We start from the raw sequence: 19,771 nt of genomic DNA, 5'->3' as shown, positions 1-19,771 counted from the left end.
AAATATACTCATTGTAACTATTTTATTTCTTATAATAGCAGGACTTATGCATAGTAATCTATTGATGATGAAGATTGTTGTCGAGAAGTTTCTGCACTTTGTGCTGTTACCTCTTGTTGCTGCTCTTCATTGTGCTGATTACCAGCTAACTGGCCTTGACCAGGCTCTCCATCCTGCTGCTGCTCAGGGCTACCCTGCTGAATACTACTTTCACCTAGCTCTATTCCCTGCTGAGCAAGCATTTCGCGTAGTCGGGGCATAGATTGTTCAAGCGCTTCTTTAGCTTGCTGGTTTTGTACTACAAAGTTTATTTGTGCCTGCTCTGCGTCACTGCGGATACGTATTTGCATACTGCCCATTTCAGGCGGATCAAGACGGATTTCAGCTTCTTTATTATTAATATTTAACAAAGCACTGACTCGTTCCTGAAGCATTTTCGCGGCATCACTTTTAATGATATTAATCGCTTGCATAACCCCAGGATCTACACTCACCGATTTGCTCTGCGCTTGCTGAGTTGTTTGCGTCTGCATAATATGCGCATCTATTGCATTTTCATGATGATGCTGAGCAATATCATGTGCAGTTGGCTGAATCGACGTCGCCACAGGCGACGTTAACTGATTTAATAACTGAGTAACTCGCGGGGTACTAACCTCCTGCGAACGTTCAGCATTAAGCTTAATATCTCGCTCAGCTGATGACTCTTCAGAATTATTTACGTTACCTACCGCAAGGGCTAACTTTTCAGCTCGCGTAGGTGTTGTATTACTATTTTCTACCGCGCTTGCATTGGCTGTAGTAACTGGCGTAGTTAGATTTGTTTTCTCGGTAGTGTTAACAGCCTCTGAAAGCCAAGCCTTAGCTGCTGTTAGCTTTTCAAATTGGCTAGTACCAGCTGTGACTGTTTGTAGTTGTGCATTAACCTTGTTCAACAGCGCTTGTTGCTCATCTTTTGTCAATGCAGCCAGTTGCTTTTCAACACCTACAGGCAATTTAAAGTCACTTGTTTTTTGCTCAGATAACTTAACATCTTGCTGTATTTGCGACTCATCAGCCGTTAATTGTGAGGCTTGATTTTGCGTGACTTGCAACGGCGTAGTTTTGTTCATCAATTCTGTAAGCAAGTTTTTAATAGTTTCAGCGTCTTTTGAGTCTAACTTGTGATCTGTCTTTAACTGATTAATTTGTTGTTCAAGCTGTTGTTGCTGCTCGTGGGTAAGTGATAAACCTTTTGCAAATTCACTAACAGCTTTACCATCACCGCTTTGCACCTTAGCAAACAAACTGATAATTGATTTATCTGTTACAGAATTTTCTATCCCTTGGTTAACTTTAGGTGAATCAAGGTTTTGCTCAGTAGAGGAAACAGTTTTGGCATTAGTGACTTCTGCAACCACAGAACTGGCGACACTAGCTTGGTTATTTTGAGCGGCGAGCTGTGCTGATGTTGGTTTTTGAGCATCAGCCTCTCCCGTAGCCTTTAACAGACTATTAAGGCTATTTTTTTCCGAGAGGTTTGCTTTTGTCTCTTTAGCTGATTCGGACTGTTGCGGCACTGTATTTGGCGTATCAGCTGCAGAAACAGTTAGTTTTTTATCGATTAATGGGCTATCACTATCAGACGTTTTTGCATCTTTCTGCGCTATTTCAGTACCAGCTTTTAACTGATTATCGACAGCTGTCGCAACTTTTGATTTATGTAATACGCTCGCAGCAGTATTGTTGATATCAGAATTGCCAGCAGACTTATCAGCATCAGACATAGAGTTCATTGGTGATGGAATTATTGGGGTAACAGAATCACCAGAGACTGGCTTTTTAGCAGTTACATCATCGCCTAACTCATTATCTTCAATAAGTTTATTAACCCGTGTACTCATCGCTTGGGCTGCATTAATTTGCGAAAGTAATGAGTTTTCTTCATTTAGGCTTGAGTCTGTTTGTGACTCATCTTGCTCTTTTGTTACAGTCTCACTCGTATTCTTTTTGCTATCGCTTACATCTGCTGTGGCTGATTCGTGGTCATAGTCTGTATCGACAGTCAGCTCTTCAGACTCTTGTTCACTTTTTTCAAGACGAGAATACTCGTTGTCATTTTTAGATTGAGAGGTTGTTTGGGCATTTGCCGCTTCACTTGCTTCTGTTAATGACGTTAAAAAGCGCAACCCTGAAGCTGTATCGTAAGACTCCGTCTCTTTGCTAGAAAAACCAGTACCTTGCTCAGTTTTAACCTGCAAATTGATATCACTGATCGCCATAATTCACCTAAAAAGAAAGAGGCAATTTGCCGCCGCAAGTGCCAAAATTAATGCTTCTGATTAAGTAAATGCAATTAACATGCCTAAAAAGATTAGGATTTTAGAGAAGTGCGTTTTTAAGCTGACGTTGATAAAACTGATTTGAAGCAAATTCGTCCAACATTTTTTGCTCCGCTTTTGCCACTAGCATCGCTTGCTTTTCAGCTTGTTTCTCAATTAACTTTGCCACCGCTTTTGCTTTCACTTGCTGTTTTAACCACAAGGCTTTGCGCTGCGTAACAACTTGCTTTGCAGTGTTAACAGTGCTTGCTTGCTGGCGAATCGCTTCTTCTATTTTGGCAATAAAAGCATGGTATTGGCTAAACCCAGCACTAGACAAACCTGAGCGCCCTTTCAAATGTAACTGCTGAGAATACTCCATGCGAAAGTTATTCAGCCCCTGCAGTTTTTGTTGATTACTTTGTAAGTGCTGCTGCGCTTTTAAGTAATCCATGCGTAAAGACTCTTCTTTATCACTCTCAAGCTTTAACAATAAATCAAGTTTACTTTTAGCCATTAACCTTGTCCTAATAACTGCGCTAGACCTTGCAGACCATCATCATAACTAATAACGTCTTTCATGCCTTGCTGAAGGAATTGATTGACTCGCGGCATCATATTGATTGCTTGGTCGAGCATAGGGTCGGTACCTTTTTGATATGCACCTAACGTAATCATGTCTTTATTCTGTTGATACATTGAATACACTTGCTTGAGCACTCGCGCTTGTTGCATATGCGCTTCAGAGACCACTTGCGGCATAACACGGGAAATTGATTTTTCGATATCAATAGCCGGGTAATGACCACTGTCGGCTAAATCCCGAGATAAAACAATGTGACCATCTAAAATAGCACGGGCAGAGTCTGCAATTGGGTCTTGCATATCATCGCCCTCACTGAGCACGGTGAAAAATGCCGTAATCGCACCTTGCCCTTCACCACCATTACCAGCACGCTCCACCAGCGCAGGCAGTTTAGCAAATACTGAAGGCGGGTAACCTTTGGTTGCAGGCGGCTCGCCAACCGCTAAAGCGATTTCACGTTGTGCCATGGCATAACGGGTAACAGAGTCCAGTAACAACAATACGTTAAGACCTTGATCACGAAAATATTCAGCAATGGTTACTGCACTTTCGCAACCTTTTAAACGCATTAATGGTGAAGCATCGGCCGGAGCAGCTACTACAACTGAACGTTTACGACCTTCAACACCTAAAATCTCTTCAATAAATTCTTTTACCTCGCGGCCGCGTTCACCCACCAAACCGACCACAATCACATCAGCCTCAGAGCCACGTGTCATCATCCCAAGTAGCACTGACTTACCAACACCAGAGCCTGCAAATAGCCCCATACGCTGGCCTTGACCTACGGTAATAACAGAGTTGATAGCCCGTACACCTACATCCATAGGCTGGCTAATTGGACGTCTTGCAAGGGGGTTTATGGAATTTTGGGCAAATTTAAGATGGTGCTCAGCATTAATCGCCCCTAAACCATCGAGTGGACGACCAAGACCATCAACGACACGCCCAAGCAAACACATACCCACAGGTAAACCAGTTTCATTCATCTGCGGGATCACTCGTGCCCCAGGCAATACACCAGAAATATGGTCATTGGGCATTAAATACAAAGTTTGGTCGTTAAAGCCAACCACTTCTGCATCAACAAAGCCATTTATCGTCTCAATTTTACATTGACTGCCAACCGGCGCTCTGAGCCCTTTCGCTTCGAGTGTTAAACCAACAACACGCGTCAAAATACCAGCAACAGCTGGTTTTGGGGCTTTGATATGTTTTTCGTAGCGTTTTAAGCGATCGCTAAGGGTCATTGCGTGAGTACTCATAAAGAGCCTAATAAATGTTATATACCACTGCTATGCAAAAAGTTTTCCAACGTTTCTTTGACGCGGGTTTTAACTGTCATATCCAAAGACGACTGCGGGGTTTTGATTTCACAACCACCACGTTCTAAGGTTGGCTCTGCAACTAACTGCCAATGATTATCTGCAATAGTTTGTTCGCCATAGCTTTGTGTAATTAATGCTATGTCATCAGGATGTAAGTGAATACGTACTTTCGCTTGTTCTTCGCCTAATGCGTCAATGGCTTGCTTTAATGCATGCAAGATGACTTCTGGTGAGGTTTTAATTTCTTGGTAAACTAATACCTCAGTTAGCATGACCGCTAACTGCACCAACTGCTTCTCTGCACTTTCATCAACTTTTGCTAATGGTTGAGATAAGCTATCAAGCAAACTTCTCAGTGTGGTTAACTGCTCTTCTAAAATTGGCTTTATTTCTTCTTGGCCTTGCTCTTTGCCTAGTTCAACGCCTTCTTTGAAGCCTGCTTCTTTGCCTTCATGAGCCCCTTTTTCAAAGCCATCAATATAGCCTTGCTCATGACCTTGCTTAAGCCCTTCTTCGTAAGCATCTTGGCGAATTTTTTCAAGCTCTGCCATGGTCAGAGCAGGAATTTCCGGCTCTTCGGGCTGTTCTTCTACCGCTTGTTTTTGACGCTCCTTGCGGTACATGTCAGCTAAAGGCGTACCATAGGCAGTTGAACGTCCAGCCAACTTTCTGGTGTCTTGTGCAACATCAGGAATTGGCCAGTTTTCAAGAAGTTCATCCACTGCTTCACTAGGGTGAATTGGCCGACCTTTATGTAAAGAAGGTTTAGACATGGTTTATAGGAACTCCTCACCACCGCCGCCGCCAAGCATTATTTCGCCTGAGTCAGCTAAACGACGTGCTGTCGACAAGATTTCTTTTTGTGCAGCTTCAACTTCACTAATACGCACAGGTCCCATCGCCTCAAGGTCATCTGCTAATAGCTCAGCAGCACGTTTCGACATGTTACTTAAAATCTTCTCTTTCAGTGCTTCATCTGTTCCTTTAATTGCTTTCATAAGTACATCTTGTTGTACTTCACGAAGAATTGCTTGAATGCCTCGGTCTTCAACATCCATTAAGTTTTCAAATACAAACATGAGATCTTGGATTTGCTGCGACATTTCTTCGTCATGCTCACGGATCGAATCCATCAACTGACCTTCAATATTGGTATCTAGGTAGTTCATGATATCTGCCGCTGCTTTCAAGCCTCCCATTTTCGCAGCTTGCGCACCTGCTTGACCTGCGAACTGTTTCTCCATGATTTCGTTTAGCTCTTGGAGTGCTGCTGGTTGAACTTCTTCAAGGTTAGCAATACGCATGGTTAAATCTAAGCGCACTTTTTCAGGAAATTGCGACAAGATTTCAGCTGATTGCTCAGGCTCTAAATACGATAAAACAATAGTTTGGATCTGCGGGTGCTCATTACGAATAATATTCGCTACTTGTTTTGAGTCCATCCACTTCAGTGAATCAAGGCCTTTGGCGCCAGAGCCCATAACAATTTGGTCAATAAGGCTGGCAGCCTTATCTTCACCAAGTGCCGCTGTAAGCGCTTTTTTGATAAAGTCTTCAGATTGGAAACCTATGGTGCTGAAGCTTTGAATTTGCTCAATAAACAAGTTGTGAACAGCGCTAATTTTCGCTTGTGATAAATCATCCAGCGCCGCCATCGCCATACCTACTTTTTGTACTTGCTTAGGCTCTAAATGTTTTAGAATTTGCGCAGCATCTTCTTCCGATAAACTCAGCAATAAAATAGCTGCTTTATCGACACCGTCTAATTTATCAACATCAAACGCCGGTGGTAGTTGTTTTTGTTCTTGATCAGTCATCTTCAGTTAACCACGCTTTCACCACTTGAGAAGACAGTTCTGGTTCATTAGCAACCAATGCACGAACTGCTTTGAGTAAATCTTCATCGCCATGTAAATCTGGCAGCTGTAGTGTACCATCACTTGAGAATCCTACAGCAGCAGAGTCAAAGTCTTTATTTAGCATATCTAGCGTGCTATCACCAATATCTACACCCGCACTTAACGCATCTTCATCATACTCTTCAAGTGTATCGTCTGGGTAGATTAAGCGTTTCAGCATTGGTTTAACAACAGCCAAGATAAGTACGATAATAACCAAAGCACCTAACGCTAAGCGAAGCATTTTCATGAACCAGTCTTGTTCCCACAGCGGCACTTCAATCGCCATTTCTGTGTTTTCACGAACAAACGGAACTGTGACCACTTCAAGTGCATCACCACGTTGCATATCAAAGCCTACACCACCTTGTAGTAAACGACGAATATTTGACAATGCTTCGACAGAACGAGGCACCATAGTCGTTTCACCGTTTTCACCAACTTCTGGTACGTAATCAACAGCGACTGATACGCTAATACGACGAATAACACCTGTTTGCTGACGCTTATGAGAAATCGTGGTATCTAACTCGTAGTTGCGTGTTGCTTCTTTGTGAGAACGGCTAGGGTTAGTCGCTGAGCCTGCACTGCCTTGACCTGCAATTTCAGGAATATTCGAGTTTGCAGGTGGCTGATTTGTAAGCGCACCAGGAATACCTACAGCAAGACCGCCGATGTTATTTTCTTCGAAAGTCGTTTCGCTTCGCACTGCTGGTAAATCAGGGTTATAGCGTTTTTGAGTTTCTTCTACTGCACTAAAATCCATATTTAAATCAACTTGCGCAGTGTAGTTACCTAAACCAACCACTGGAATGAGAATGCTGTCGATTTTATTTAAGTACTCTTCTTCACGTTTGCGCTCTATTTCATACTCTTTACGAGAACGTGCAGCGAGTGAATTTTGTGAGCCTGAGTTTAGTAAGCGACCATTTTGATCGGTAACAGTAACACGCTCTGGCGATAAACCTTGTACCGCTGAGGCAACAATATCAACAACTGAGTCAACTTCTTCACCATCAAGCGTACGGCCGCGTTTGAGTGTTAAAACCACTGTAGCTGAAGGTTGTTTTTCGCGACGAGCAAATACGTTTTCTTTTGGAATAGCTAAAAGTACTTTGGCGCGAGTAACATTTTTTAGCTCTTCGATAGTGCGAGCAAGTTGTTGCTCACGACCATGTTTTAAACGTTCACGTTCTAGGCGTTGGCTTACACCAAATCCCATATCTTGCATGATGATGTCAGTACCTGAGCTTGGCGCTTGCTCAAGGCCTTCACGAGCCATCAATAACTTAATGTTTTGGTACTCACCTTCTTCTACAGAGATGACATTACCATCGAGTTCGTAATCAATCTTTTGTGCGTCTAAAAAGTCTAGCGTTTGAATAAGCTCTTCCGTTGGCATTTTACCAAGCGGACGCATATCTGGCTGACGTGCCCAAATGATAATAAAAATTGCGATAGCCAAACAAATTGCCAAAGCAATCACTAAAGTAACCTGGCGTAAAACATCTACACCGTTTAAGGCACTTAAGTAGCCTGACTTTTGCTCTTGTTGATCATCAGTATCGGTAGAATCGATACCGCCGCCTGCTAGGGCTAGATCAGTTGATTGATTAGATTGCGCCACGATAATTCTCCACTACCTAGTTACACAGGCATGTTCATGATTTCTTTATATGCTTCAACAAGTTTATTACGAACCTGTACCGTTGCTTCGAATGCAACTGATGATTTTTGTGAAGCAATCATCACATCTGCAAGCGATACACTGCGATCACCCATTTCAAGAGCCGTCACTTTTTGCTTGGCTTCTTGTTGCAAGCCATTTACTGTATCTAATGCATTGGTAAGTAGATCACCAAATTGTGCCGTTGATGTAGGCTGTGTCTGAGTTGGTAAATTTGTAATTGAGTTACTACGGCTAGCTTCAAGGGCCATAGATTGCATTTCTTGAAATAATGCGCTGTTTTGAACTTTCATAATACTCTCTGACAATACAGTTTACTTATAAACTGATAAAGCACAAACCGTGCCACAAAACAAAACCAATATTTTCAATGACTTATACCATTTATTTTGCTTGTCAGAGTTTTGACAGCAAACAAGCCCACATGCTGTGAGCTTGTTTGACACTGTTTTGGAAGGAGAATTAGGCTGGCAGTGCAATCCCAAGATCGCGCATCTGCGCTAGTTTATATCGCAAGGTGCGGGGGCTAATGCCTAAGGTCTCAGCCACCTCTTTTCGCTTACCATTACAGCGTGCGAGGGTTTCTAAAATAATACGATGCTCTTTGTCTTTAAGCTCGTCTTTATAATTACCTTGCTCACTCACCTGTGGCACTGTATCTAAATTAACTTCAACGGGTTGCTCTTGATACACCGGTGCATTATGCGGTGGCGTAGCAACTGACTTTATCTCTACCGTTAGTAACTCTTCAATGAAGACATCATCTTCATGAATGCTGTTACCATCACATAATATCAGCGCACGTTGAATAACATTATCAAGCTCTCGCACATTACCCGGCCAAGCATGTGTTAGCAGCTTTTGCTTAGCTGACTCGGTCAACATAGCAATGGGTTCTTTACTTTTCAGGCAATGGCGCTCAATTAAATGCTCTGCCAATACAACAATGTCGCCCGGGCGTTCTGCTAATGGTTTCCACATCAGCGGGAACACATTTAAGCGATAATATAAATCTTCTCTAAATAGGTTTTCACTCACCGCTTCTTTTAAATCACGGTTACTCGTAGCTAAGACACGAACATCAAGCTCTATGGTTTTACGGCCGCCTAAGCGCTCTACTTCACGCTCTTGTAGTACACGCAGTAATTTTGCTTGCAGACCTAAATCCATCTCGGTGATCTCATCAAGTAATATGGTACCGCCTTGTGCTTGTTCAAATTTACCAGGGCAGGCCTGAATGGCACCGGTAAACGCGCCTTTTTCATAGCCAAATAAGGTTGCTTCAAGCATATTTTCAGGAATAGCGGCACAGTTAATGGCAACAAAGGGAGCATCTGCTCGATTCGATTTATCATGAATATAGCGGGCTAACACTTCTTTACCTGAACCACTTGGGCCAAGAACCATAACACTGGCATCTGAACGCGCTACTTTGCTCGCAAGTTCGAGTAACTTAATACTCGATGGATCTGCAACAATTGGCCCGTCTGTTTCTTTTTCCTTTTCAGGTAAATAACGACTGACCATATTAAGCAATACTTCTGGGGCAAATGGTTTTGCCATGTAATCAATCGCACCTAAACGCATCGCTTCAACTGCATCATCAATGGTGGCATAAGCTGTCATCATAAGTACAGGTAGTTCAGGGTAGTTGAGCTTAATACTGCGAAGTAAATCAAGGCCACTCATCGCGCCCATTTGTACATCGCTGACCACTAATGAATACGTGCCTTGTTTTAACAGCACCATTGCTTGCTCAGCACTATCTGCTGCGATGCAATCAATTCCTGACATTTCGAGTGTATCAATCAAAGCTTCTCGTAAGCCTGCGTCGTCTTCAACGACTAAAATTGCGTTCGTATTCATTTTGCCTCCGCTGACGTAAATTCTGCACTTATTGGCAGGATCAAGCTAAAACATGCCCCCCCATGGGCATTATTAGTCACTTCAACCCGTCCTTGGTGCGCATTAGCGACTGAACTCACAACAGCAAGTCCAAGCCCTGTGCCTTGGCTTTTTGTAGTAAAGAAAGGTTCAAATAATTTCTCGGCCTGACTCATATCTACGCCTGGACCGTTGTCACTTACACTGATGCGAACACTGTTATCATTTGCGGTGTCGCGCTCAGCACTAAGCGATACTTCTGCATGTTTGCCAATTATTTGAATACTGTTATGAATTAAGTTTTGAATCGCACTGGCAAGTGCGGTTTTATTACCCACAATCTCAATGTCTGGTTCTGGCAAGTTAACGGCTAAGGTACTTTGGTTTTGTGCCACCATTGCATCCGCCCCCGCTTTTACTTCATTGAGTAACTGTTGCATCGAGACACTTTCAACAACTTGCTGTTCGCCACTTTTTGCAAATAACAGCATGTCATTTACTTGGGTTTCTAAATCTTTTAAACGTGACATTAATTTAGTATGAAAATTACCACGCGAGCTTTCTGGTAAACGCTTTGAACCCAAGTTTGCGGCATAAAGCATGGCGGCTGACAACGGCGTTCTGACCTGATGAGCAAGCGAAGCAACCATTTTACCAAGCGCACTTAAGCGCTGCATATGTGCTACTCGTTTTTGTAAACGCCTAGTTTCTGTTAAATCTGTCATTAAAATTAACTGCCCTGGCTCAGGTGCAAGCGCAGTAATATCAAGCTTTATTAAACGCCCATCTTTGAGTGATACCTCATGACCATCATCTTGCTTTGGTCGAAATGAGCGCTGAATAACGCTAAACCATTTTTCACCTTCAAGCGGTTCACCCAACATATCAATAGCAATTTGATTTGCTTTTGCAATCATGCCTCGACCATCTAAAACCACAACGCCCGCAGGCATAGTATGCACTAAATGACTTAGCCAACTAGCTTGCTGGCGAAGCTCACTCAACTCGCCAACATACTCTTCTTGCTGTAAGCATGGGTTATATTGATTAGCTGTGATAAATTGTGGTTTTAATACATGTGCCAAGGCCATAATCGATACTCAAAAAATCGTGTCTACACAGCTAAATGCACAATTCATACCATAATTATTTTTGTTTTATTTCAATAAATTAAAGTCAAAATAAACACCGACAAAAAAATGACATTTGCGAGGGAACAATGCAAAAAGAACACCACTGTCGCTGCCCGTGGCTCGACACCAGCAAAGAAGATTATGTGGCCTACCACGACCAAGAATGGGGGGTGCCATTATATGATGATCACCGTTTGTTTGAGTTTATAACCTTAGAGTCAGCACAAGCCGGGCTTAGTTGGTATACCATACTTAAAAAGCGTGATGGCTATCGCAGCGCCTTTAAAAACTTTGTTGTTGAAGAGGTTGCCAAAATGACTGAGGACGACGTCGAGCGGTTAATGCAGTTTGATGGCATTATTCGTAATCGAGCCAAGATCGCCGCGACTATCAATAACGCGCAGCGTTTTATTGAAATTCAAAAAGAGTTTGGTAGTTTCTCAAACTACCAATGGCAGTTTGTAGGTGGTAAGCCTTTGGTAAACAACCTAGATAAACTAGAGGATTACCCGGCTATTACTGAAGCCTCCACAGCATTTGCCAAAGATTTAAAAAAGCGTGGTTTTAAGTTTTTAGGCCCAACGACTGTGTATGCGCATATGCAGGCCTGTGGTATGGTGAATGATCACAGTAATGATTGTTTTAGAAAAGCCGAAATAGTGAGTGAATATTAGCCGCAAATCTGCAGAAACATGCTTTATGTAGAGAGCGTTAAACCTACCGCGAGTTAATCTCGCGATAGGTTATACTTTTTCATCTTCTCAACGAGAGTTGTACGGCGAACACCTAAGATTTCAGCCGCACGCGCTACGACATAGTCATAGCGCTCTAATGCTTGGCTAATTAAGCTGATTTCAAGCTCAGCAAGATACTCTTTCAGCTCAATGCCTTCATCGGGTAATAAACCAGAGTCAACCGTTGTTGCTGGCGTGTCAAGCTCTTCGTCTTCGTAATCACTAAAGCCTGTGCTAAAAATATCGTTGAAAGCATCTCGTTCCATCAGCTCTTCAGGGTACTCAGGCTCATACGCTTCGACCTCAATGTAACGATATTTAGCTGGTAGGTCTGGCACATCAACCACTTTATCAGGGAACATAATGACCATGCGCTCCACTAAGTTGGCTAGCTCACGGATATTTCCCGGCCATGCATGCTCTTTTAAGCTTTGAATTGCCCGTTCGGTGAATTTTGCTGTTGTGCCACTTTGCTCATTCACACGGCGCATTAACTCTTTTAAAAGTAGAGGAATGTCGTCTGCACGCTCACTTAGCGAAGGGTTTTCAATTGGAAACACGTTTAAGCGATAAAAAAGGTCTTCGCGGAAGTCGCCCTTTTCAATCATTTCTTCAAGATTACGATGTGTTGCAGCAATAATTCGTACATCAGCTTGAATAGGCTTTGTCCCACCTACTCGTTCATAACTGCGCTCTTGTAATACTCGTAAAAGCTTAACCTGCATTTGCAGTGGCATGTCACCAATTTCATCTAAAAACAGTGTACCGCCTTGTGCTAATTCAAAACGCCCTTTTCGCGCTGAAATTGCCCCAGTAAATGCCCCTTTTTCGTGACCAAATAACTCACTTTCAAGTAACTCACCAGGAATAGCACCGCAGTTTACTGGCACAAATGGCCCGCTATTTCGTTTAGATAGTAGGTGAACGTTTCGTGCTACCACCTCTTTACCTGTGCCAGACTCACCTAAAATAAGTACATTGGCATCGGTTTTAGCCACCTGCTCAATTAAAAAACGAACATCTTTTACAGCATCAGTTTCACCAACAAGTCCATCAAACGATTTTTGCGACTTAGACTGTTTATGAGCACCGGGCAGCATACGCTGATATTGCTGACAGTCATGCAATAACTGAGTGGTTACGTCATGATTGAAAGGCTCACATATCAAGCCTACAACATTAGCAATACTAAGAAGGGGTTTGAGGGTTTCACCTATTAACAAAAATGGAATAGCTGGAAACTGTTTGATCACAGCTTCATGATTAAGCTGCTGTAGAGCCCCCAAAATGACCATACATTCTTGTTGCTGGTGTTTTTCACAAAATGCTTGAAGATTTGTTTCATTAACTAATTGTGCTGTTTCACCAATGAAGGTGAGTGAAGCATGTAAACCTATCGCACGATTATTATTATTGTCTAAAATTAAGATCATTATTGGCGAACCACAGTTACCACGGGGTTTGTTAATGTTAAATTGTAAGCGAGTTTAGGAGGGATGCAAGCGCTAAGCGGCAATTTATTGACATCAACGCCAAAAAATAGTCACTTAACGCCTAAAAATAAGACTAAAGTATTAAAGCAAACCTAAGATAGATTCTGCTGAACGATTCGCTTGACCACGTAAAGCGATTGAAGCTTGCGACAAAATATCGTTAGCTACTTGATCAGACACTGCTTTTGCGTAATCAGTATCTTCAATGCGGCTTCGACTCGCAGCAATGTTCTCCCGTTGGTTTCCCAACCCTTTTATCGTACTTTCTAAAGTGTTTTGGAAAGCGCCAAGTTCAGCACGCTGATTATTAATCTCTTCAGCAGCTTGATCGCTGATATCAATGGCCGCTTGCGCACCTGCTTGGGTAGAAATATCAATACCCGCAATCACAGAAGCAATACTGCCATCAGATGGCGTTAATGATTGCGTCGTGTTGGCATCAGGACCAACCTGAAACGACACTTGCTCACCATCAAATAAAGGTTTGCCAGCAAATGTCGCATTTTCAAATGTTTCTGAAATTTGCGTTTGCAATTGTGACACTTCTTCTTGTAGTGCTGCTCTGTCAGTATCTGTGAGCGCACCGTTACCCGCTTGGATAGACAGCTCTCTAATGCGTGATACTGCATCATTTACACCTGATAGGTTTGATTCAGTAACTTGTGAATAAGAAATACCATCGTAGGCATTGTTGATAGCTTGGCTATAACCATCTTGCTGCGATGTTAATCTATCAATAATTTGCAGTGCAGCGGCATCATCTGCTGCTGAGTTTACTTTTTTACCTGACGCTAATTGCTCAGCAAGCTTATTACCTGTTTGCTGAGTCTGATTTAAAAACCCGGTATTGGGTGATTGAATTTTCATGGCGGCCTCCGACAAACCGATTGCTTAAATTATAGCTTAATTTGCCAAAATTTGTACTTTGTACCATGGTTTAGATAAATTAACTTGGCATCTGACTTGCTAGTGTATTAGTTAATAGTTAAATTACTGAGAATTGAGTCAAAATTCTCTTTTTGCGTATCAAACGCCAATGATAAATAACTTAGGTAACGCTATGTTCGACAACAAAACGATTTTAATCACCGGTGGTACCGGTTCATTCGGTAAAAAATACGTCAAAACACTGCTCGAACGCTATAAACCTAAAAAGATCATTATTTTTTCACGGGACGAACTAAAGCAGTTTGAAATGCAACAAGAGTTTGACCAACCTTGTATGCGCTATTTCATTGGTGATGTACGTGACAAAGACAGGCTTCGCCGTGCCATGCGCGGCGTGAACTATGTGATTCACGCAGCAGCATTAAAACAAGTACCTGCCGCTGAATACAACCCAATGGAATGTATCAAAACCAATATTAATGGTGCTGAAAACGTCATTGATGCTGCCCTTGATAATAACGTAGAAAAAGTCATTGCACTGTCGACTGATAAAGCAGCGAATCCAATCAACTTATATGGCGCAACGAAGCTTGCATCAGACAAACTATTTGTTGCCGCTAATAATATTGCTGGCGGCCATAAAACAACCTTTTCAGTAGTAAGATACGGTAACGTAGTGTGCTCGCGTGGCTCTGTAGTGCCTATTTTCCAAAAGTTTATCGACCAAGGCCGTGACCATATTCCGATTACTCATGAAGAAATGACCCGCTTTTGGATAAGCCTGCAGCAAGGTGTTGATTTTGTTCTAACTAATTTTGAGCGTATGCTGGGTGGTGAGATTTTCGTGCCGAAGATCCCTTCAATTCGTATTACTGATCTTGCCAAAGCCATGGCACCTGACTTACCAATTAAGGTTATAGGCATTCGCCCAGGTGAAAAGTTACATGAAGTCATGTGCCCGGCCGACTTATGCTTTGAAACGTACGAATACAATGATCATTTTGTTATCGCACCGGGCATTAAATTTAGTAGCCGTAGTAACGATTTTACAGTTAATGCTATTGGTGAGAAGGGTAAAAAAGTAGCGCAAGGATTCGAGTATAACTCACTTGATAACCCTGATTATATGAGCATTGAAGAGATTAAAAACTTCAATGTTCAAGCTTTACTGTAATATTTCTCATGACAAATAAGCTAATTCCCTACGGTAAGCAAAGTATTTCACAAGATGACATTAATGCCGTAATTGATGTCTTGCAGTCTGACTGGTTAACACAAGGTCCTAAAGTACCCGCATTTGAAAGTGCCATTGCTGAATATTGCGGTGCTAACCATGCCTGTGCCACCAACAGTGCTACTTCAGCCTTACATATTGCTTGCCTAGCTTTAGGTGTAGGTATTGGTGACATCGTATGGACATCACCAATCTCCTTTGTCGCATCAAGTAACTGCGCACTGTATTGTGGCGCAAGTGTCGACTTTGTTGATATCGACCTTGAGACAGGCAATATGTCTGTTGTTGCCCTTAAAGAAAAACTAGCGATAGCCAAACAAAACCAGCAACTCCCTAAAGTTGTGATCCCAGTTCATTTAGCTGGCCAGTCATGCGATATGGCAGCAATCAATGAACTTGCCAAAGAGTATGGTTTTAAGGTGATTGAAGATGCCTCTCATGCTATTGGCGCCAAGTATAAAGGTAACCCTGTTGGCAGTTGTGATTACTCTGACATCACTGTTTTTAGCTTTCATCCAGTTAAGATAATCACATCTGCTGAAGGGGGTATGGCTGTTACCAACTGTGAAACGCTTGATAAAAAGATGAAACGCTTACGTAGTCATGGCATTACAAATCATCCTGATGAAATGACCGAGCCAAGTCACGGTCCTTGGTATTATCAACAAATTGAACTTGGTTTTAATTATAGAATGACTGAATTGCAAGCCGCATTAGGGCTTAGCCAGTTAAAACAATTAGATAACTTTATTTCTATTAGAAACCAAATAGCTAAAGATTTTGATAAGTACTTTACAAGTCAGGGGCTTGAGCCGTTAAAACAAAAGTCAGAGAGTTACAGCAGTTATCACTTATATATCTTGAAAATCAACTTTACGACCCAGCAACAACAAGCTCAGATGGTAACACGGTTAAGAGAGCAAGGTGTTCAAGCTCACCTTCACTACATTCCGATTTTTTTACAGCCTTACTACCAAGAACTTGGGTTTAATAAGTGTGACTTCTCGCAAAGCATGCAGTATTACCAACAAGCAATGACAATTCCATTGCATCCATCTTTGTCATCACAAGATATTGATTATATTAAGCAGGCTGTGCTTAAAACCTATCAGCAATTAATTTGAAAACGCCATTAATAGATTTTCGCCATCCCACAGGTAATTAAACGTTAACGCTGAACCGAGAGGTGTTACTCTAAGCGCTTGGGAAGATAATTTTTCTAGCTCGGAAGTGGTTAAGCCAAAACAAGAAACAGTCTGTAATTTTGCATGTGTCACAAAATCAAAATTTTCTAGTTCAAAGCTTAGTAAGAGTCCATCGCCTTTGTGATCAGCTAAAATAGCTAAATCAAAAGGTGCAGCTTCACAAATTAAACCCGCAACAGATTTATAAGTGTTTTCGACACTAAATTGATGCATCAATAATAATCGCTGAAAGTTATATAAACGATTATATTGAGCGGTTTGTGAAAATGCTTCATCATTGTACTGCACTTTATCCTTTAAAGACTGCCAGAATAACGCTTGTAAGGATTTACTTGTTTTATGCCACAAAACCGCTTTTATAGAAGAGCAAGCTTGTTGTGAGAAAGGTACATAATCACGTGTAAAGCGTATAGCAGCATCTTCTATTTCAGCTTCACTTTCAAGGTGTAACACGGCAATGGAGAAGCGATCTGGAAAGCAAATCTGGTTTGTTACGGGTGATTGCTGGTTAATTTTAGCAATTGCGTCATCACCGCCCCAAATTACCCGCATATCACATAGTTCACTAAAATATCGTGTTAGTTCTTCAGCTGAACTTGGGTAAGAAACAATGCAAATTAAAGCATGTAATACTGATTGAGGACGCTGACTTAAAAAGCGCTTTAGAGAACCAATTAGCTGATACGCTTCATCCCCACTTCGATCACTAATGCGCACTATGTTGCTGTTACCACACAGAATACTAAGGATTAAGCTGTAAAAATAAACGGTATCAACATTTGCTGGGGTAATATGAAAGATAAGCCCTTTCGGTGATGAGTGAGCAAAGCTTTTAAAATCGCTCTTCATTGCCAATACGTTACTTTTACGGCACCAAAAGCCCAACGCCGAATGAGCATTAGAGTGCTGTGCTTTTAAAAGAAAAGTTGAAAAAGCAGTTATTTCATTTATGACATCATCACTAAATGCGGTGTCTAAACAGCTCAAGTTAGTGGGGTTACCAAATAAAAACTCTACTTGAGGATCATCAACTAAAGGTATCACTGCAACCCCTCACCTGTGACTTCGCCAAACGGCCAAGCACTGAAAAATATTTACCTAAGCGACCACAAGCACAATCATCTTCACCATGGATCACTCCTAAATCCTCGGTCAATAATCGATGACCAGGGTAACTCTTTGGTAAAACCGAATTAAGAAGAATCACGCCCGCTTGATTATTACCAAGAGGCTCAGCGGTGGCTGCATCAACAACAGTTATATCTGACCAAACAGGTGCGTGTAAATGACCATGTTCACACTCAATATAAATGGTACCAGTTTGTTCAACCATACCGTAATAATCATGCACGCTAATAGCACCAAGAGATTGCGCTATTTGCTGCTTAAACACATCATTGCTTACCGCTGATTGCTGCATTTTTTTCCAGCCACCACCATGCAGTAGCATGCCTTTTGAAAACGAATAGCGTTTCCCCATTTGCACCAGCTGTTGAATAAACTGCTGCCAAACAATAAAAGTAAAGCCAAACATAAAAACTGGGGTGTCTTTATACTTCTCAAAAAATTGCTCAATGACTTCAATATTTAATGTCATATCATCGTTTAATGCAAAATGTGGATCGCGGCCAAAAAACAACATGCCTTGAATACCAGCTGCGCGGGCGGACATACCAGCTTTCTTTTGTATGGTTGCCTTTGCATCAATAACAAGCATTGGAAGCCGTTGCTTCCCTAGCCAATGCTGTAAGGTTTTCGTTAAAATTCGGCTTTGTAACTGCGCAGTTTCAGAATCTAACGTTATTTTAGAGGTAGGTCCTTGCGTGCCTGATGAGGTTAGCAAACGATGCTGATCCTCGGCTGTAATACTGGTTAACAAAAACTCTTTAAATAATGGTACTGTCAAAGGCGATACTTGCTCACAGCCTTGTTGCAAGCGCTGATACAAGGCACAGTGCTGAAGGTGGTAGTTATCTAAAAAGCTTAATTGCGATGCAAGAAACGCCTGCTTTTGCGCTTTGTTTAAGCCATAAATTGGTAACTCGAGGAGTTGCTCATTGCTTAAGTGCATTGTAGTCCACCTTAGAGTTACTTAGTCTTGGGATCGCTTCGAGCACGACTGTTTGTATTAAACGACTATGGCACTTAAGCTTAGCGGCTAATTGTTTTATTAGTTCCGCTTCGATAGGTTGCTCTGAATAAACAACTATTTCATCTTCACTACCAACACAGACCACTTCAAATTGGCACAAAGCGTCGAGCCACGATTGCAATTCATCAAGATTAATCCGACGCCCAGCTATTTTACAGATGCGCTTAGAGCGCCCGACAATTTGATATAAACCCGATGGCGATTGTATTGCAATATCGCCGGTATGGAGCAAAGAAATATCTTCGAAATAGCCCAGCTCTGCCAGTGTTTCACTATAACCGCCAAATATATTGCCACCACGAACACACAGCTCACCTTGGCTATCAAACTGCTCAACTCGTTCACCTTCTGAGTCAAGAAGCTGTAGCTCAACACCGGGGATCTCTTTACCAATAAAACCAATTTGACGACTAAAATACTCTGCGGGTAAATAGGCTATGCGCGCTGTTGCTTCGGTTTGACCATACATAACAAAAAAATCAATGTCATTGTTGTGCGTGTAATCACTTAATAATTGCCAATCACGTGCGAGTAACTTACCACCAGCTTGTGCCATGTAACGAACATTGCCAAGCGGCATTTTTTCAAGGCCCAGTCTATTAAGTAATTGATAACTCAGTGGTACACCATAAAAGCTGGTCACCTTATAGTGCTCAAAATTATGCCAAAAATCAGCCGACATAGGGCTACCTGATTGCAGCACAATACTCGCACCCATTGCTAAATGGGTATGCAAAATAGACAAACCAAACGAATAGGATAACGGTAAAAAGGTCATTACCACATCATCTTTAAGTATCGGTAAAAACTGATTTATTGAAGCGCAGTTTGCAGCCAAATTAGCTTTACTTAACTTTACCAACTTAGGGGAGCCCGTTGAACCACTGGTTGATAGTAACAAACATAGTTCATCAGCTAATTGATGTGTGTAATTACTTAATGAGTGAATTTTATTTCCTTCAATAAGCAGATTAACTTGATAGTGCTCTAGTAGCTCATTTATGTCGTTTTCAGCGAGGCCTGCATCAACTAATAACACAACATGAGATTGTCTAAGAGCTGCTAAGTAAAAAATGACAAAGTCGAGTGTTGATTGCGCAACTAAAGCAATTAAACAGCGCTCAGATGGCAATGAGTTTACGGCCTGCTGCACTTGAGCTTCTAGCTCATTGTAATCTATGCAATGGTCTTTGTAATAAAGCTTTGCCTCAGGGTTTTTATTATCTAATTGCCAAAACTCACCATGCAT

General features: G+C 41.8%; 17 protein-coding genes. 3 read left to right on the top strand and 14 right to left on the bottom strand.

Annotated elements, in window-relative coordinates; all coding sequences use genetic code 11:
- Nucleotides 1-44: 44 nt before the first annotated feature.
- The 9 genes from E5N72_RS07315 to E5N72_RS07275 form a co-directional block, all read right to left on the bottom strand.
- Complete coding sequence (locus tag E5N72_RS07315; RefSeq protein WP_135923862.1) at nucleotides 45-2,261, bottom strand: flagellar hook-length control protein FliK; 2,217 nt, start codon at nucleotides 2,259-2,261, stop codon at nucleotides 45-47.
- A 100-nt stretch (nucleotides 2,262-2,361) separates the two neighbouring features.
- A complete protein-coding gene (gene fliJ / locus E5N72_RS07310) occupies nucleotides 2,362-2,817 on the bottom strand; it encodes a flagellar export protein FliJ (RefSeq protein ID WP_063706592.1) in 456 nt (151 codons plus the stop codon).
- Nucleotides 2,817-4,151, bottom strand: a complete 1,335-nt coding sequence (gene fliI / locus E5N72_RS07305; protein ID WP_135923861.1) for a flagellar protein export ATPase FliI — start codon at nucleotides 4,149-4,151, stop codon at nucleotides 2,817-2,819. The genes fliJ and fliI overlap by 1 nt, the downstream gene beginning before the upstream one ends.
- Before the next feature lie 17 nt (nucleotides 4,152-4,168).
- Nucleotides 4,169-4,987, bottom strand: coding sequence for a flagellar assembly protein FliH (gene fliH, locus E5N72_RS07300; protein WP_135923860.1), 819 nt, complete (start codon nucleotides 4,985-4,987; stop codon nucleotides 4,169-4,171).
- Between the two features lie 3 nt (nucleotides 4,988-4,990).
- On the bottom strand, nucleotides 4,991-6,031 hold the full coding sequence (gene fliG / locus E5N72_RS07295) for a flagellar motor switch protein FliG (RefSeq protein ID WP_036970138.1): 1,041 nt from the start codon (nucleotides 6,029-6,031) through the stop codon (nucleotides 4,991-4,993).
- Nucleotides 6,024-7,739: a flagellar basal-body MS-ring/collar protein FliF gene (gene fliF / locus E5N72_RS07290; RefSeq protein WP_135923859.1), complete on the bottom strand. Its 1,716-nt coding sequence runs from the start codon at nucleotides 7,737-7,739 to the stop codon at nucleotides 6,024-6,026. Before fliF ends, fliG begins: the two co-directional genes overlap by 8 nt.
- Nucleotides 7,740-7,759: 20 nt before the next feature.
- Nucleotides 7,760-8,092 carry a flagellar hook-basal body complex protein FliE gene (fliE, locus tag E5N72_RS07285; protein ID WP_135923858.1) on the bottom strand — a complete coding sequence of 111 codons (333 nt, stop codon included), beginning with the start codon at nucleotides 8,090-8,092 and terminating at the stop codon, nucleotides 7,760-7,762.
- 169 nt (nucleotides 8,093-8,261) lie between these two features.
- Nucleotides 8,262-9,665 (bottom strand): sigma-54 dependent transcriptional regulator, encoded by a 1,404-nt coding sequence (locus E5N72_RS07280; RefSeq protein WP_135923857.1) that lies wholly within the window; start codon nucleotides 9,663-9,665, stop codon nucleotides 8,262-8,264.
- A complete protein-coding gene (locus tag E5N72_RS07275; protein WP_135923856.1) occupies nucleotides 9,662-10,774 on the bottom strand; it encodes an ATP-binding protein in 1,113 nt (370 codons plus the stop codon). The genes E5N72_RS07280 and E5N72_RS07275 overlap by 4 nt, the downstream gene beginning before the upstream one ends.
- Before the next feature lie 128 nt (nucleotides 10,775-10,902).
- Between E5N72_RS07275 and E5N72_RS07270 the strand changes: the two genes are divergently transcribed.
- Entirely contained in the window at nucleotides 10,903-11,490 is a 588-nt protein-coding gene (locus tag E5N72_RS07270) for a DNA-3-methyladenine glycosylase I (protein WP_135923855.1), read from the top strand.
- A 53-nt stretch (nucleotides 11,491-11,543) separates the two neighbouring features.
- Here the strand turns inward: E5N72_RS07270 and E5N72_RS07265 are convergent, their stop codons facing one another.
- Both E5N72_RS07265 and E5N72_RS07260 read right to left on the bottom strand, forming a co-directional pair.
- Complete coding sequence (locus tag E5N72_RS07265; RefSeq protein ID WP_135923854.1) at nucleotides 11,544-12,983, bottom strand: sigma-54 dependent transcriptional regulator; 1,440 nt, start codon at nucleotides 12,981-12,983, stop codon at nucleotides 11,544-11,546.
- Between the two features lie 141 nt (nucleotides 12,984-13,124).
- Nucleotides 13,125-13,910 (bottom strand): flagellin, encoded by a 786-nt coding sequence (locus tag E5N72_RS07260; RefSeq protein ID WP_135923853.1) that lies wholly within the window; start codon nucleotides 13,908-13,910, stop codon nucleotides 13,125-13,127.
- Between the two features lie 193 nt (nucleotides 13,911-14,103).
- Between E5N72_RS07260 and pseB the strand changes: the two genes are divergently transcribed.
- Together pseB and pseC are read left to right on the top strand one after the other, a co-directional pair.
- Nucleotides 14,104-15,105: a UDP-N-acetylglucosamine 4,6-dehydratase (inverting) gene (gene pseB, locus E5N72_RS07255; protein WP_135923852.1), complete on the top strand. Its 1,002-nt coding sequence runs from the start codon at nucleotides 14,104-14,106 to the stop codon at nucleotides 15,103-15,105.
- Nucleotides 15,106-15,113: 8 nt separating this feature from the next.
- Nucleotides 15,114-16,289, top strand: a complete 1,176-nt coding sequence (gene pseC / locus E5N72_RS07250) for a UDP-4-amino-4,6-dideoxy-N-acetyl-beta-L-altrosamine transaminase (protein WP_135923851.1) — start codon at nucleotides 15,114-15,116, stop codon at nucleotides 16,287-16,289.
- Here pseC and E5N72_RS07245 read toward each other — a convergent pair.
- Genes E5N72_RS07245 through E5N72_RS07235 form a run of 3 tightly spaced genes read right to left on the bottom strand, consistent with a single transcriptional unit; the run spans nucleotide 16,281 to nucleotide 19,771 of the window.
- A complete protein-coding gene (locus E5N72_RS07245; protein WP_135923850.1) occupies nucleotides 16,281-17,414 on the bottom strand; it encodes an acyl-CoA reductase in 1,134 nt (377 codons plus the stop codon). The genes pseC and E5N72_RS07245 overlap by 9 nt on opposite strands.
- Nucleotides 17,398-18,441 (bottom strand): acyl-protein synthetase, encoded by a 1,044-nt coding sequence (locus tag E5N72_RS07240; protein ID WP_135923849.1) that lies wholly within the window; start codon nucleotides 18,439-18,441, stop codon nucleotides 17,398-17,400. The genes E5N72_RS07245 and E5N72_RS07240 overlap by 17 nt, the downstream gene beginning before the upstream one ends.
- Nucleotides 18,425-19,771 carry an AMP-binding protein gene (locus E5N72_RS07235; RefSeq protein ID WP_135923848.1) on the bottom strand — a complete coding sequence of 449 codons (1,347 nt, stop codon included), beginning with the start codon at nucleotides 19,769-19,771 and terminating at the stop codon, nucleotides 18,425-18,427. Before E5N72_RS07235 ends, E5N72_RS07240 begins: the two co-directional genes overlap by 17 nt.

Source organism: Pseudoalteromonas sp. MEBiC 03607, assembly GCF_004792295.1.
Taxonomy (GTDB): Bacteria; Pseudomonadota; Gammaproteobacteria; order Enterobacterales; family Alteromonadaceae; genus Pseudoalteromonas; species Pseudoalteromonas lipolytica_C.
The sequence above is the reverse complement of the archived record's forward strand: the minus strand, read 5'-3'. Positions and strand labels throughout refer to the sequence as shown.

What these genes read in the sequence shown, in the direction of transcription:
- E5N72_RS07315 (WP_135923862.1), bottom strand. Translation starts at nt 2,261, where the DNA reads ATGGCGATCAGTGATATCAATTTGCAGGTTAAAACTGAGCAAGGTACT.
- fliJ (WP_063706592.1), bottom strand. Translation starts at nt 2,817, where the DNA reads ATGGCTAAAAGTAAACTTGATTTATTGTTAAAGCTTGAGAGTGATAAA.
- fliI (WP_135923861.1), bottom strand. Translation starts at nt 4,151, where the DNA reads ATGAGTACTCACGCAATGACCCTTAGCGATCGCTTAAAACGCTACGAA.
- fliH (WP_135923860.1), bottom strand. Translation starts at nt 4,987, where the DNA reads ATGTCTAAACCTTCTTTACATAAAGGTCGGCCAATTCACCCTAGTGAA.
- fliG (WP_036970138.1), bottom strand. Translation starts at nt 6,031, where the DNA reads ATGACTGATCAAGAACAAAAACAACTACCACCGGCGTTTGATGTTGAT.
- fliE (WP_135923858.1), bottom strand. Translation starts at nt 8,092, where the DNA reads ATGAAAGTTCAAAACAGCGCATTATTTCAAGAAATGCAATCTATGGCC.
- E5N72_RS07280 (WP_135923857.1), bottom strand. Translation starts at nt 9,665, where the DNA reads ATGAATACGAACGCAATTTTAGTCGTTGAAGACGACGCAGGCTTACGA.
- E5N72_RS07275 (WP_135923856.1), bottom strand. Translation starts at nt 10,774, where the DNA reads ATGGCCTTGGCACATGTATTAAAACCACAATTTATCACAGCTAATCAA.
- E5N72_RS07270 (WP_135923855.1), top strand. Translation starts at nt 10,903, where the DNA reads ATGCAAAAAGAACACCACTGTCGCTGCCCGTGGCTCGACACCAGCAAA.
- E5N72_RS07265 (WP_135923854.1), bottom strand. Translation starts at nt 12,983, where the DNA reads ATGATCTTAATTTTAGACAATAATAATAATCGTGCGATAGGTTTACAT.
- E5N72_RS07260 (WP_135923853.1), bottom strand. Translation starts at nt 13,910, where the DNA reads ATGAAAATTCAATCACCCAATACCGGGTTTTTAAATCAGACTCAGCAA.
- pseB (WP_135923852.1), top strand. Translation starts at nt 14,104, where the DNA reads ATGTTCGACAACAAAACGATTTTAATCACCGGTGGTACCGGTTCATTC.
- pseC (WP_135923851.1), top strand. Translation starts at nt 15,114, where the DNA reads ATGACAAATAAGCTAATTCCCTACGGTAAGCAAAGTATTTCACAAGAT.
- E5N72_RS07240 (WP_135923849.1), bottom strand. Translation starts at nt 18,441, where the DNA reads ATGCACTTAAGCAATGAGCAACTCCTCGAGTTACCAATTTATGGCTTA.
- E5N72_RS07235 (WP_135923848.1), bottom strand. Translation starts at nt 19,771, where the DNA reads ATGCATGGTGAGTTTTGGCAATTAGATAATAAAAACCCTGAGGCAAAG.